We start from the raw sequence: 12,918 nt of genomic DNA, 5'->3' as shown, positions 1-12,918 counted from the left end.
TGCCTCGCTTGGTGTCTCACCTCGGCGCCGAGCAAAGAACCACATCGCAACGGCCATCATCACCGCTGCAATGGTGATTGCCCTTATCCCACTTGTCTGGGTCCTGTGGGAGGTCGTCTCGCGCGGGCTCGGCTCACTTCTCGACGCCGCGTGGTGGACCTCTTCCCAGCGCGGGGTCATGTACCACACCATGGGCGGCGGTGCGCTCCATGCCATCGTGGGCACGCTGGTGCAAACGCTGATCACGGCGGTGCTCTCGATTCCCATCGGCGTGTTCACGGCGATCTATCTCGTGGAATACGCCAACGGCTCCCGTCTCGCGCGCGCGACGACCTTTATGGTGGATATCCTCTCTGGCGTTCCTTCCATCGTGGCTGCGCTCTTCATTTACTCGGCGTGGATTGTGCTTTTCGGCTTCCACCGTTCCGGCTTGGCAGTATCTCTCGCGCTGGTGATCCTCATGGTGCCCGTCATCATCAGGAACACGGAGGAAATGCTGCGCGTCGTTCCGCAGGATCTGCGTGAAGCCTCGTACGCGCTGGGGGTGCCTAAGTGGAAGACGATCGCCCGTATCGTGATCCCGACGGCCTTGTCCGGCATCGTCACCGGCGTCATGCTCGCTATCGCGCGCGTGATGGGAGAGTCAGCTCCTGTGCTTGTCCTTGTGGGTTCTACTCAGGTCATCAATTGGGATGCCCTGCACGGCCCGCAGTCCTCATTGCCTCTCATGATGCTGGATATGTACAAGGCCGGGACGTCGGATGCTGTCCTCGCGAAGCTGTGGGGAGCGGCGCTCACCCTTGTGCTCATCATCGCGGTACTGAATCTCGGTGCACGGTGGATTTCCGCCAAATTCTCCGTGAAAACCCATTAGCCGGCCCCGAGAGATCTGTGAGAGAAAAACCATGACGAAACTGAAGCTGAACGACGTCAACATCTATTACGGAGACTTCCACGCTGTCCAGAACGTCTCCATGGACATTCCCGCGCGGTCGGTGACGGCCTTCATCGGCCCCTCTGGTTGCGGAAAATCTACTGTGCTGCGCACCCTCAACCGTATGCACGAGGTGACCCCGGGCGCATCGGTCACCGGTGAGATCCTCCTCGATGGGAAGAATATCTACGATCCCCAGGTGGACCCGGTAGCCGTGCGGAACACGGTAGGTATGGTCTTCCAAAAGGCGAATCCTTTCCCGACGATGTCTATCCAGGACAACGTCGTCGCGGGGCTGAAGCTGGCCGGTGAGAGGAACAAGAAGAAGCTTGCCGAGGTGACGGAAAAATCCCTCCGCGGTGCGAACCTGTGGGAGGAAGTTAAGGACCGCCTTGACCGTCCGGGCGGCGGGCTGTCGGGTGGTCAGCAGCAGCGTCTCTGTATCGCGCGCGCGATCGCCGTGGAGCCAGAAGTTCTTCTCATGGACGAACCGTGCTCCGCTTTGGATCCCATTTCGACGCTGGCCGTCGAAGAACTCATCCACGAGCTTCGCGAGAAGTACACAATCGTCATCGTGACGCACAACATGCAGCAGGCTGCTCGCGTCTCTGAGCAGACGGCCTTCTTCTCACTTGAAGCGACGGGGAAGCCAGGACGCCTTGTTGAGTACGGGCCCACACGTCGTATCTTTGAGAAGCCGGAAAAGCAGGAGACAGAGGACTACATCTCCGGTCGATTTGGTTAAAAGGCCAGGCTAGGGGGCATACCAGTGCGTCTAGCCTCTCTGTCTATTCTCCGCAACCCCGTGGAGTCCCGTGAGCCAAGATCTGTGGATAACTGGAATTATCCACAAGTGCGGTGACCGTCCTGCTTGGCGTGCCGCTCCGATCCTTTAACCTCAGGACCATGATCTACATTGGTATTTTTGCCCAGCTTTTGAGTCATGGGATCGAGTTGGCTGAAGAGATTTATGAGCTTCGGTCCTCGGGGGTTGATGTTCAGTCTCGTCTCACTGAGCTCCTGCCGATCACGACGGCAGAGGCTCGTCGCTATATCCGCACTGCGGAGGAATTGTGTGGTCCGCTTCCGGAAAAAGAGCGAGCAATTCGTGATGGCACGGTGGAATTGTGTAGGGCGAAACGGGTTGATTTTAACCGGCTGGTCATGATTGGCATCATGACCAGGAAGGTTCCTCGCGAGCACCGTATTCAGCGCGAACAATTGCGCCGGACGCTCGTCGAGCGCGCGATGGATTATGACCTCACTGAGCTCAAAAATTGGGGAGACCACCTCACACGTGAGATTCGTGAAACGCTTCCTCGCCCACGGGTCCGCCCTACACTGCATCACAGCGCCAAAGCAGACGCTGATGGGCGGAAATACATCAAAATTACGGGCCCTGATGTCCTGCTCAGCCGCATGATCACCACTATCAATGAGCGTGCGGTCGCGATGTGGCGAAAAGACCGATCGCAGCCCATGGATGAGTTAAAATTTCACGCTCTATCTCAGTTGATCTACCAGGGCGGGACCGCCTCATCTCCCATGTCTGAGGATGACCACCTGGCGAATCCACTGCGTTCACTCCTTCACCAGCCAGCGGTGATCATTACTGCGCCCGAGCTCAACAAAGAGGCGCTCATCGATGATTCTGAGGGCAGGAAATGGTTTGCGACGACCGACGGCGCCCTCGTGAGCTTGTCGGAATATTCGACCATGAAGCTCTCTGATTACGGGTGGGCAGTTGTCATTGGCGGAGACCATCAGATCCTCGATCTCCAAAGGATCCACAGGGGTTTCAGCCCCGCGCAGAAAGCGGCCCAGACGATTGCCCAAGTCGTATGCGCCGCCCCTGGGTGCTCCCGCTCTGCTGCTTTATCTGATGCTCATCATCTTGTTCCGTGGATGAAAAATGGCCCCACGAATATGGACAATCTGTCGATGCTGTGTTCGTGCTGCCACAGGAAGATGGGGCACAGCGCGGATCTTGAGCGCACGGCCGACGGGCGCTATCTGTGGCGGACTCTGTCCGGAAAGACACGGATGAGCCGGCTGGCTATCGAGGAATATAACGGTGGCTCTCTCGCCCGCGTTCAGCTTGCAATGAACTAACGCGTGTTTCCACGGTGGTAAATCCGCTCGAGCTTCTCGAAGCGACGCTTGAGTTCTTCCTCATCGCGATCACGCTCGCGTTCGGCGAGATATTCATTGGGCATGAGGCCGGTCGTGAGATAAATGATCCGGCCCGCCACATTGACGCAATGGTCGGAAAAACGCTCGTAATACCGAGTGAGCAGCGTGACATCCACAGCAGAGCGAGTACTATGCGGCCACTCGTGAAGCGTGAGCTTAGTCATGAGATGATCGTGGAGATCATCGACGGCGTCGTCATCTTGGCTGAGGCGAATAGCAACTTCCGCATCGGGGTCGACAAGAAGCTCGTGGACACGGCCGACCATCTCCTGCGCTAATCGAGCTAATTCTTCGAAATACCCAATCATGGGGTCCGGAAGAACCGGGTGCGGGTGTCGACGGCGAGCGCACTTTGCGACATGCATGCCCAGGGCCGCCATGCGATCAAAATCCTCGACGATATAAATCGACGAGATTACCTGGCGCAGCTCTCGAGCAACGGGAGCCTCCAGCGCGAGTAGCTCGATGGCCCTCGTATCGCACCGAGTGCGAGTGTCATCAAGCTGGTCGGCGAGGGATAGTGCGTCTTCGGAGGACTGCAGGGAGTGGTGGAGGAGCGCGTGCGAAGCCTGAGACATGATCTCCTGCACGATGTCGCACATCACGATGAGATCGTGAGCGAAGGCGTCCAAGTGTTCCCTATAAGCAGTACGCATGTGCTACAGCATAGAGAATTGCTACTGCTTCTGCGCGCGGAGACTAGGACGTCTCCGCACGGGCGGATCTGGGACAGGTCAGCCCATCTAGCCGCCGGAATTCTCAATCTCCGCGCCTTCGGGAACGGTGTCGTCCTCGGGATCATCGAGCCAGCCGTCGGGCAGGGCGACTTTTGCTGGTGATCCTTGGCGTCCGCGCGCGCCGTCGGCGTCCACCGCCAGCGCGGTGGAATAGCTCCAGGGTGCGAGGACATCCTTTAACTCCTGCAGGGAAGACACCCGAGAGAGCGCCGATCGGAGCTCTCCACCCACGGGAAAACCCCGCAGATACCAGCCCATGTGCTTGCGTAGATCTCGGCAGGCGCGGTTTTCTCCCTCGTGGGCGGCCAGCAATTCCGCGTGCCGTTCAATGATGGAGCACACCTCCCCGAGGCTGGGCTCCTGGGGGACGGGCTCGCCTCGCAGCTCGGCGGAGAGCTCGGCAAAGAGCCAGGGCCGTCCCAGGCATCCTCGGCCGACAACAACGCCATCGCACCCGGTTGCTTCCATCATGCGGCGAGCGTCGGTAGCGCGGAAAATGTCACCGTTGCCCAATACCGGAATCCCCGTGTGTGCCAGGTGCTCCTTGAGTCTGGCGATCTCTTCCCACCGGGCGGTGCCAGAGTAGCGTTGGGCGGCCGTGCGGGCGTGAAGCGCGACAGCTTGGGCCCCTTCCTCGACGGCGATTCGCCCCGCGTCGAGGTGGGTCTGGTGTTCCTCGTCGATGCCAATACGGAATTTCACCGTCACAGGGATGTCCGTGCCTGCCGTCGCCCGCACGGCGGCGGCCACAATGTTGCCGAAAAGCCTGCGCTTGTAGGGCAGGGCTGAGCCTCCGCCGCGGCGAGTCACCTTGGGGACGGGGCAGCCGAAGTTCATGTCGATGTGGTCCGCCATGTCCTCGTCGACAATCATCTTGGCCGCTTCGTAGGTGTAGCGCGGATCGGTCGTGTACAGCTGCAGGCTGCGCGGCGATTCTTCGGGGGCGAAGGTCGTCATCTTCAGCGTTTTCTCGTTGCGCTCGACGAGCGCCCGCGCGGTGACCATTTCGCAGACGTACAGGCCCGACACCGTGCCCGTGCGGTGGAGTTCTTGCTCGCGGCAGAGCTGCCGAAACGCCACGTTGGTGACGCCCGCCATGGGTGCGAGGATCACGGGGGACTGGAGGTGCAGGTTTCCGATCGTTAAGGCCACGGGACTCATTGTGCTCTCTTCCGTGGCTTCCCCCAAACCGGGGTGGCTCGCGCGCGCGGAGGGGTGCTGCGCCGGGAGAAAAAGCCCTTGTCGGCGCGCTGAGGGCAAATGGGTTAGTGTGGTTGGCGTAACGGGGTCGCTATGATGTGACCGGCGTCCAACATCAATGAAAGAAGCCGTGGACTTACCCCAGGAATGGGGGAGGCTATCGGTTCAGGAGGTACATGCATGTCTGACAGAATCGCGAACGCTCAGCTTCGTGGCAAGGTTATGAGCGCGGAGGAAGCCGTTCAGTTTATTAACAACGGTGACAAGGTAGGAATGTCCGGCTTCACCGGTGCTGGCTACCCGAAGGCTCTCCCCACCGCCATCGCTGAGCGCGCGAAGGAAGCGCAGGCGAAGGGCGAAGAGTACAAGATCGACGTCTTCACCGGCGCGTCCACCGCCCCGGACTGCGATGGTGTCATGGCGGAAGCCGGCGCTATCAACTACCGAGCCCCGTACCAGTCGGATCCGTCTATGCGTAACGCCATTAACGCGGCGGAGATGAAGTACCAGGACATTCACCTCTCTCACATGGGCATGCTCATCCAGCAGGGCTTCTTCGGCCAGCTGGATGTCGCCGTGGTGGAGGCTGTCCGCATTAAGGAAGATGGTGCGATTATTCCGTCCTCCGCGGTGGGGAACAACGTGGAGTACCTGGACTCCGCGAAGCGCATCATCATTGAGATCAACTCGTGGCAGTCCGAGGATCTCGAGGGCATGCACGACATTTGGCGCATGCCGCTCCTGCCGAACCGCGTCCCGGTGCCGATCACCTCGCCCGGCCAGCGCATCGGTTCCCCGTGGATCGACATCGATGTGGACAAGGTGGTCGCCGTCGTCGAAACCGACGCCCCCGACCGCAACGCTCCCTTCAAGCCCGCCGACGAAGTCTCCGAGAAGATCGCCGGCAACTTCCTTGACTTCCTCGAGGGCGAAGTTGCCGCTGGCCGCCTGACCTACGACGGCTACATCATGCAGTCGGGCGTCGGCAACGTCCCGAACGCCGTGATGGCTGGCCTCCTCGACTCGAAGTTCGAGAACATCCAGGCCTACACCGAGGTCATCCAGGACGGCATGATCGACCTCATCGACGCCGGCAAGATGACCGTCGCCTCCGCGACGTCCTTCGCCCTGTCCCCGGAGTACGCCGAGCGGATGAACGACGAGGCGAAGCGCTACCGCGAGTCCATCATTCTGCGCCCGCAGCAGATCTCCAACCACCCGGAGGTCATCCGCCGCGTCGGCCTGATCGCGACGAACGGCATGATCGAGGCCGACATCTACGGCAACATCAACTCGACGAACGTCTCCGGCTCCCGCATGATGAACGGCATCGGCGGGTCGGGCGACTTCACCCGGAACGGCTACATCTCCTCCTTCATCTCGCCGTCCGTGGCCAAGGGAGGCGCCATTTCCGCGATCGTTCCGTTCGCGAGCCACATCGACCACACCGAGCACGACGTCATGGTGATCATCACCGAGTACGGCTACGCCGACCTGCGCGGCCTCGCGCCGCGTGACCGCGTGAAGAAGATGATCAGCATCGCTCACCCGGACTACCGTCCGCTCCTGGAGGAGTACTACGAGCGCGCCAACAAGGGCAAGTTCCACCACACCCCGCACGACCTGGCGACGGCGTTCTCCTTCCACCAGAACCTCGCTGAGACCGGCAGCATGAAGGGCTAAACCCGCCCCCGCCCTGCCGTCACGGCCCCGCCCGCCCCGCAGCACCCGCCGCGGGGCGGGCTTCGTCGTGCGGGCGGCCGGCCCGGAGCCGAGCCCCACCGCCCGATTGACCTCAAGCGAACTCGAGGGTGCTCACTGAATGTGCCAACGAGACGCAATCGGAGGCTGCACTCCGAGCCTGGAAAGAAAACGTCCATGCACACACGCACACTCGGCCCGCTCAAGGTCAGCGCCATCGGCCTTGGCTGCATGGGGATGTCCCAAAGCTACGGCCCGAACCCGGGGGCGCGGACATGATTCGCTTCGTGCGCGAGGCCGTCGATGAGGGGGGCACCTCCTTCGACACCGCCGAAGTCTACGGCCCCTATGACAACGAGGAATTGGTGGGGGAGGCCCTCGCGCCCGTGCGAGACTCGGTGGTCATCGCAACGAAGTTCGGCTTCGACCTCACCCCCGACGGCGAGAACCGCGGCCTCACCTCCCGGCCCGAGCGCATCCGCGCCGCCGTCGACGGCTCACTGCGCCGCCTCCGCACCGACCACATCGACCTGCTGTACCAGCACCGCGTGGACCCCGACGTCCCCATCGAGGATGTCGCGGGCGCGGTAGCGGAGCTCGTCGACGCCGGCAAGGTCCTCGCCTTCGGCCTCTCGGAGGCATCCTCCACCACCATCCGTCGCGCGCACGCGGTGCATCCCGTGGCCGCGGTGCAAAACGAGTTCTCCCTCTGGGCCCGCGATCCCGAAGGCCCCGTGCTGGCCGCGTGCGAGGAGTTCAACATCGGGCTCGTTCCCTTTAGCCCGCTGGGGAAGGGAATCGTCACGGGCTCCGTGCGCGCGGGGGCGCCGTTCGTCGTCCCGATCCCGGGCACGCGTCGCCTCGCGCGCGTGCGGGAGAACATCGGGGCCACGGAGGTCCGGCTGAGCGCGGACCATATGGCTCGCCTGACGAACCTCGTCGACGACCTCGGCGTCAAAGGCAACCGATATAACGATCACCACATGGGCTTACTTGATCGCGATGAGCGCTCATCCGGGCCTGGCCCTAATTCCACTTTTTCGTGCTGAGCCGTTATACTTTTTAGGCCCCCTCGGTTGAGGGGGTGGGAGGGCCTTTAGCTCAGTTGGTAGAGCTACGGACTTTTAATCCGCAGGTCGTGGGTTCGAGCCCCACAGGGCCCACAATCGAGAAAACCCCGGTGTCGCGCCGGGGTTTTTCGCTGCTCGCATGCGGGTCCTAGTCCATGACCCGAACTTCGTGGGACTCGGGGATGTCGCCCTCGCGCGGGAATGCGGCGGCCAACGCACGCGCGAAGCACTCGGAGCGCTGTCCGTTGCCTTCCGCGTTGTAGTGGACGTCGTCGCCCTCAAGGAACCATTCGGGGCGGACGTCGGAGGCCCAGTCGTACACGACGAGGTTGGGGTAGCGGCTCGGCGCCTCGCGGAGGGCCTCGTTGAAGGGGGCCATGTTCTCGTTGGCGTAGGGGCCGGAGGTGCGGTTGGTGACGGCCGTCGGCCACAGCACGAGGTCGTCGCTCTTGATGTGCTTCATGATGGTGTCGATGCGCTCCGCCTCGCCCGTGGAGTGGCCGACGGCGCGGTTCGCGGCGTCATTGACCCCGGAGCCGATCACCCAGCAGGTCTGCCCCTCGTGCTCGGTGGCGGCCTGCTCGACGACGGAATCCTCGATGGTCGGATCACCCTCGAGCGCCTCAATGGTGGCGCGGGCACCCTGGTTCACCGCGATGACCGTGCTCGCCCCGTACGCGCGATAGACAACGGCGGCGTTGCGCTGGGGGTCGTTGAGGTACTCGTCGCTGAACATGCCGATGGAGGTGGAATCCCCCACGTGGATGACCGTGTCACAGCGCATGGCTTCCTGCTCGTTGACGCCGTCGACGGGCTGCTGCGCCTCCTGCTCGCCGTCGATCTTCTGCTCCATCACCGGGGGCGTGGAGTTGTTCGGGGCCGAGGCCGCCGAGTGGTTCAAGCTCCCATTCCATGCAGCCGGGATCCCCACGAGGACGAGCCCAGTTGCCGCCACGCTTCCCGCAGCGAGCGCCGTGCGCGGGAGACGCACGTGCTCGGAGGGCGAACGATAGGCCTCGACGGCAGACGCCCACCACTGGCGGAGCGGAGCCACGACACCCCGGCGGCGGATGGGGTCTTCCACCATCGACCACGACAGCGCAGCCAACACCACGGCTAGGACTGCCGCAAGAAGCCCCCGCGCCCACGCGGGAACGTTGGTCCATTCGGGGAGGAACACGATGATGGGTAAGTGCCACAGATAAATGCCGTAGGAGCGCTCGCCGATCCACCGCAGCGGCCCGATTCCCAGCGCGCGCGAGAGCGTCGAGCGCTGGTTCACGGCGCCGAGGATGACCCCGATCGTCGCAATCGACAGGAGCAGCAGCCCGCCCTGGTAGAGGAAGAGCGTGTAGTCCGGGACGAGCCACATCATCGCGAGCACGACGACCAGCCCGACCCAGCCGCCCACTTCTGCGAGCACGCGCGGGACGCGTCGGCTGCCCTGGGCCTTCGCGAGCAGGATCGCGAGAGCCGCACCAAGGAGGAGACCGCCCGCGCGGGTGTCGGTGCCCTCGTAGATGCGCGTCGGGTCGTCGGGATGGCCGGACGCCAGGTACGCCATCCACGCGAAGGACAGCAGCGCGAGGACGGTCGTCGCGCCGGCGGTGACGAAGCGCCTCCCGCGCGCGAGGAAGAGGAAGACCCAGAGGATCAGCGGCCAGAAGAGATAGAACTGCTCTTCCACGGAGAGCGACCACATGTGGTCAAAGACGCCGAGGCCAGCAAAGCGATCAAAATACGACTGCCCCGCGATAATCATGTGCCAGTTGTTGACGTAGAAGAGGGAGCTGAGACCCTCGCCGCTGGCTTTCGCGATGTTCGCGTGGTCGAACATCAGCGTGAGAACGACGCTCACCGCCACCAACAGCACCACCGCGGGAACGAGGCGGCGGAAGCGTCGGAGCCAGAACGTCGGCAGGCCGAGGCCGCGCCCCCGGTGGTAGCTGCGCATGAGATTCGACGTGATGAGATAGCCGGACAGCGTGAAGAAGACCGCCACGCCCAGGAGCCCGCCGGGCAGCCACGCGGGATCGAGGTGATACAGGATGACCGCTGCGACGGCGATGGTGCGGAGCCCGTCGATCGCCGGAACATAGGACGTACGCGAGTCGGTTGGACGCGGCATAAGAACGCTTTCTGGTGAGGGCGGCCAATAAAACATGCCAACGATAGCAGTCGACGCACGCTCGGCCCCAATACGCCAGGGGAGAGCTCCCCCGCGCTCGCGTTGGAGAGCGCACGCTCCGCTCCTAACCTGAATTGTGTCAGGCCGCAGCGGCCCCATCGAGGATGAGGAGTAACACCACCATGAAGAAGCACTGCGCACGCGCGATGATCGTCGTGGCCGCCATGGCCACCGTGCTCGCGGGAACAAGCGAAGCCCACGCGACGACCGTCGGGGACGAGGTCATCGTGAAGATCAATGAGTACCGCCAGTCCCTCGGGCTGAACACGCTGGCGAAGAGCGATCGCCTCCAGGCGGGGGCGGAGCGGTGGACGAGGCACATCGTGACCACCAACGACTACACCCACGAGCACACCTTCGTGGACTATGAAGGCGAAATCCTGGCTGCGCCTAACGACGATCGCGACATTCCGGCGCAAGCCTTGAAGGCGTGGAAGGAATCGCCCGATCACAACGAGATCATGACGGATCCGTCGTTCACGACGATCGGTGCGGATTGTCAGGATAATCCGCGCGACCCGTTCCATTACTGCACCGTGCGATTCCGCTAGGGGAAGAGCGGACATCATCGGGGAAGTGCTGGGAAAAGAGCAGGGGGTGCTCTTTTCCCAGCATTTGTGTGCTATCGGGGATAGCGGGGCACTGGGGGCACCGAGCTCTGGGGATCGCTCGCGCGCCGCTGCCATCGGGGATGGGGGCGCCTCTCGCGCGCAGCCCGCGCGCCGCGCCGCGAGTTCGTCCACACTGACAAAAAAGTTCAAAAGACTGTAAACTCGCGCCCGTCTCGTCATCAACACCGTCAAGGAGGTGTGATAGCCATGCCACATACCGTGGCAGCCCAGATCCCGGTGCGGACCATTCCCCCAGAGCAGTCCCCGGATCTGGTGTATTTCTCTAGCGCTTCGGAGAACACGCGACGTTTCGTCGAGAAGCTGGAGCGCCCCGCTCTTCGCATCCCGCTGCATCCGCGGCGGGAGGGCGTGATCCGGCTGACCCAACCGTATGTGCTGCTCGTTCCCAGCTATGGCGGGGGAGATCCGCGCAAGGCGGTTCCGCCGCAGGTGCGTCGGCACTTGTCGATCCCCGAGAACCGGCGACTTCTGCGCGGGGTCATGACGTCGGGAAATACCAATTTCGGCGTGGACTATGGGATCGCGGGGCGGATCATCGCGGAGCGCCTGCACGTGCCGCTGCTCTATCGATTTGAGTTGTTGGGCACGTCGCGGGATGTGGCCGTCGTGCGCGAGGGGCTCGTGAAGTTCTGGGAGGGGCAGCGTGGAGAGTAATCGCCAGGGCGTTGTCACCCCGCCGAAGTGGTGGCCCGCGGACGATCCGCCGCGCCTGCGCCCAGTCAATTGGAATCGGGCCAGCGACCCCAAGGACCTCGAGGTGTGGAATCGCCTCACCGCGAACTTCTGGCTGCCGGAGAAGATCCCGCTCTCCAATGACGCGGCCTCGTGGGCGGCGCTGAGCCCGGAGGAGCGCGAGCTCACCATGCGGGTGTTCACGGGCCTGACCCTGCTGGATACCGTGCAGGCCACCGTCGGCGAGGTTCTGCAGATCGCGGACGCCTCCACCGAGCACGAGGAGGCCGTCTACACCAACATTTCCTTCATGCAATCCGTGCACGCGCGAAGCTATTCGTCCATCTTCTCGACGCTCTGCAGCACCCCGGAGATCAACGCCGCCTACGAGTGGGCCGTCCACTGCGACGTCCTCCAGGAACGCGCGCGCACGATGATGACCTGCTACCGGGGCGACCAACCCCTCGAGCGCAAGGTCACGACGGTCCTCCTCAGCTCCTTCCTGCTCTACGCCGGCTTCTACCTGCCGCTGCACCACTCCGTTCGCGGGCACCTCATGAACACGGCGGACATGATCCGCCTCATCCTCCGCGACAAGGCCGTCCACGGCTACTACTCCGGCTACAAGTTCCAGCGCGGCATGGAGCGCGCCGACGACGCCACCCAGGCGCACATGCGCGCGTTCACTCGCGACCTACTCCGCCGCCTCCTCGAACTCGAGGACGCCTACACCGAGGAGCTCTACGCCGGCTCCGGCATCCTCGATGGGGTGCGGGCCTTCGTCCGCTACAACGCGAACAAGGCGCTCATGAACCTCGGCTTCCCCGCCTGGTTCGAGGGCCGCGAGGTCGAGGTGCCGCCGGACATCCTCGCCGCCCTGTCCCCGGGCGCGGACGAAAACCACGACTTCTTCTCCGGCTCCGGCTCCGCCTACGTGATCGGGCGCGCGGAGGAGACCAACGATGATGACTGGGCCTTCGGGCTCGACGACGACACCGAGGAGGAATCATTCTCATGACTGACACCACCGCATCGCTGAAAACCGCCGTCCTCGTGGGCAGCCTGCGGCGCGACTCCAACGCCCGGAAGATCGCGAAGATCGCGATGGGCATGCTCCCCGCCGGCCACCACGCCGAGATCGTGGAGATCGGCCACCTGCCGCTCTACAACGCGGACTTCGACGACCCCGACGCCCACTGGGCGCCCCGCCCCGACTCCTATGAGCACTTCCGCGACGCCATCCGCAGCGCGCACGGGGTATTCATTGTCACCCCGGAGAACAACCGCTGCATCCCCGCGTGCCTGAAGAACGCGGTGGACATCGGCTCCAAGCCGACGGGCGAGGCCGTGTGGATGAACAAGCCCGTGGGAATCGTGAGCCACTCGGTGGGGCGCATGGGCGGATACAGCTCACAGAAAAACCTCCGCCTGGCGCTCAGCTACTTCGACATGCCGATGCTGGGCCAGCCGGAGGTCTTCCTCGGGCAGTCCGACCGGCTCCTGCCGGACCTGCCCCACGATACGGCCGAATTCCTCGGCCGCTACGTGCAGCGCTACGCGACGCTCGTCGAGAAGCACGCCTAGCGCCGGG

The 12,918-nt window shown here is 63.3% G+C and carries 11 protein-coding genes, 1 tRNA gene and 1 pseudogene; 10 read left to right on the top strand and 3 right to left on the bottom strand.

What is annotated here, in order from left to right:
• The first annotated feature begins 43 nt into the window (after positions 1 to 43).
• From pstA to L1O03_RS07900, 3 genes are all read left to right on the top strand, one after another.
• A complete protein-coding gene (gene pstA, locus L1O03_RS07910) occupies positions 44 to 874 on the top strand; it encodes a phosphate ABC transporter permease PstA (protein WP_420830326.1) in 831 nt (276 codons plus the stop codon).
• A 31-nt stretch (positions 875 to 905) separates the two neighbouring features.
• Positions 906 to 1,679, top strand: a complete 774-nt coding sequence (gene pstB / locus L1O03_RS07905; RefSeq protein ID WP_236119242.1) for a phosphate ABC transporter ATP-binding protein PstB — start codon at positions 906 to 908, stop codon at positions 1,677 to 1,679.
• Between the two features lie 161 nt (positions 1,680 to 1,840).
• Positions 1,841 to 3,046 carry an HNH endonuclease signature motif containing protein gene (locus L1O03_RS07900; RefSeq protein WP_236119241.1) on the top strand — a complete coding sequence of 402 codons (1,206 nt, stop codon included), beginning with the start codon at positions 1,841 to 1,843 and terminating at the stop codon, positions 3,044 to 3,046.
• Here L1O03_RS07900 and phoU read toward each other — a convergent pair.
• The gene (gene phoU / locus L1O03_RS07895) at positions 3,043 to 3,783 is read right to left on the bottom strand and encodes a phosphate signaling complex protein PhoU (RefSeq protein WP_236119240.1); all 741 of its coding nucleotides are present in this window, start codon (positions 3,781 to 3,783) and stop codon (positions 3,043 to 3,045) included. The genes L1O03_RS07900 and phoU overlap by 4 nt on opposite strands.
• 87 nt (positions 3,784 to 3,870) lie before the next feature.
• Complete coding sequence (gene dusB, locus L1O03_RS07890) at positions 3,871 to 5,016, bottom strand: tRNA dihydrouridine synthase DusB (RefSeq protein ID WP_420830318.1); 1,146 nt, start codon at positions 5,014 to 5,016, stop codon at positions 3,871 to 3,873.
• 228 nt (positions 5,017 to 5,244) lie between these two features.
• On the opposite strand from dusB, the gene L1O03_RS07885 reads away from it, so the two are divergent.
• The 3 genes and pseudogenes from L1O03_RS07885 to L1O03_RS07875 all read left to right on the top strand — a co-directional run bounded on the left by L1O03_RS07885 (position 5,245) and on the right by L1O03_RS07875 (position 7,928).
• Positions 5,245 to 6,747 (top strand): acetyl-CoA hydrolase/transferase family protein, encoded by a 1,503-nt coding sequence (locus L1O03_RS07885; protein ID WP_236119238.1) that lies wholly within the window; start codon positions 5,245 to 5,247, stop codon positions 6,745 to 6,747.
• Positions 6,748 to 6,942: 195 nt separating this feature from the next.
• Positions 6,943 to 7,814: pseudogene (locus tag L1O03_RS07880) on the top strand (aldo/keto reductase).
• 41 nt (positions 7,815 to 7,855) lie between these two features.
• A tRNA-Lys gene (locus tag L1O03_RS07875) sits at positions 7,856 to 7,928 on the top strand.
• 55 nt (positions 7,929 to 7,983) lie between these two features.
• Here the strand turns inward: L1O03_RS07875 and L1O03_RS07870 are convergent.
• A complete protein-coding gene (locus L1O03_RS07870; protein ID WP_236119236.1) occupies positions 7,984 to 9,963 on the bottom strand; it encodes an acyltransferase family protein in 1,980 nt (659 codons plus the stop codon).
• Between the two features lie 182 nt (positions 9,964 to 10,145).
• On the opposite strand from L1O03_RS07870, the gene L1O03_RS07865 reads away from it, so the two are divergent.
• The 4 genes from L1O03_RS07865 (at position 10,146) to L1O03_RS07850 (ending at position 12,911) form a co-directional block, all read left to right on the top strand.
• Entirely contained in the window at positions 10,146 to 10,574 is a 429-nt protein-coding gene (locus L1O03_RS07865; RefSeq protein ID WP_236119235.1) for a CAP domain-containing protein, read from the top strand.
• Positions 10,575 to 10,841: 267 nt separating this feature from the next.
• Entirely contained in the window at positions 10,842 to 11,309 is a 468-nt protein-coding gene (nrdI, locus tag L1O03_RS07860; protein ID WP_236119234.1) for a class Ib ribonucleoside-diphosphate reductase assembly flavoprotein NrdI, read from the top strand.
• Positions 11,299 to 12,345: a class 1b ribonucleoside-diphosphate reductase subunit beta gene (gene nrdF / locus L1O03_RS07855; protein WP_338026142.1), complete on the top strand. Its 1,047-nt coding sequence runs from the start codon at positions 11,299 to 11,301 to the stop codon at positions 12,343 to 12,345. The genes nrdI and nrdF overlap by 11 nt, the downstream gene beginning before the upstream one ends.
• A complete protein-coding gene (locus L1O03_RS07850; protein ID WP_236119233.1) occupies positions 12,342 to 12,911 on the top strand; it encodes an NADPH-dependent FMN reductase in 570 nt (189 codons plus the stop codon). The genes nrdF and L1O03_RS07850 overlap by 4 nt, the downstream gene beginning before the upstream one ends.
• Positions 12,912 to 12,918: the final 7 nt, after the last annotated feature.

It is taken from the genome of Corynebacterium uropygiale (assembly GCF_021568315.1).
Classification (GTDB): domain Bacteria; phylum Actinomycetota; class Actinomycetes; order Mycobacteriales; family Mycobacteriaceae; genus Corynebacterium; species Corynebacterium uropygiale.
This window is presented reverse-complemented; position numbering and strand designations above follow the sequence as displayed.

What these genes read in the sequence shown, in the direction of transcription:
- nrdI (WP_236119234.1), top strand. Translation starts at nt 10,842, where the DNA reads ATGCCACATACCGTGGCAGCCCAGATCCCGGTGCGGACCATTCCCCCA.
- L1O03_RS07870 (WP_236119236.1), bottom strand. Translation starts at nt 9,963, where the DNA reads ATGCCGCGTCCAACCGACTCGCGTACGTCCTATGTTCCGGCGATCGAC.
- L1O03_RS07885 (WP_236119238.1), top strand. Translation starts at nt 5,245, where the DNA reads ATGTCTGACAGAATCGCGAACGCTCAGCTTCGTGGCAAGGTTATGAGC.
- phoU (WP_236119240.1), bottom strand. Translation starts at nt 3,783, where the DNA reads ATGCGTACTGCTTATAGGGAACACTTGGACGCCTTCGCTCACGATCTC.
- L1O03_RS07900 (WP_236119241.1), top strand. Translation starts at nt 1,841, where the DNA reads ATGATCTACATTGGTATTTTTGCCCAGCTTTTGAGTCATGGGATCGAG.
- pstB (WP_236119242.1), top strand. Translation starts at nt 906, where the DNA reads ATGACGAAACTGAAGCTGAACGACGTCAACATCTATTACGGAGACTTC.
- L1O03_RS07865 (WP_236119235.1), top strand. Translation starts at nt 10,146, where the DNA reads ATGAAGAAGCACTGCGCACGCGCGATGATCGTCGTGGCCGCCATGGCC.
- L1O03_RS07850 (WP_236119233.1), top strand. Translation starts at nt 12,342, where the DNA reads ATGACTGACACCACCGCATCGCTGAAAACCGCCGTCCTCGTGGGCAGC.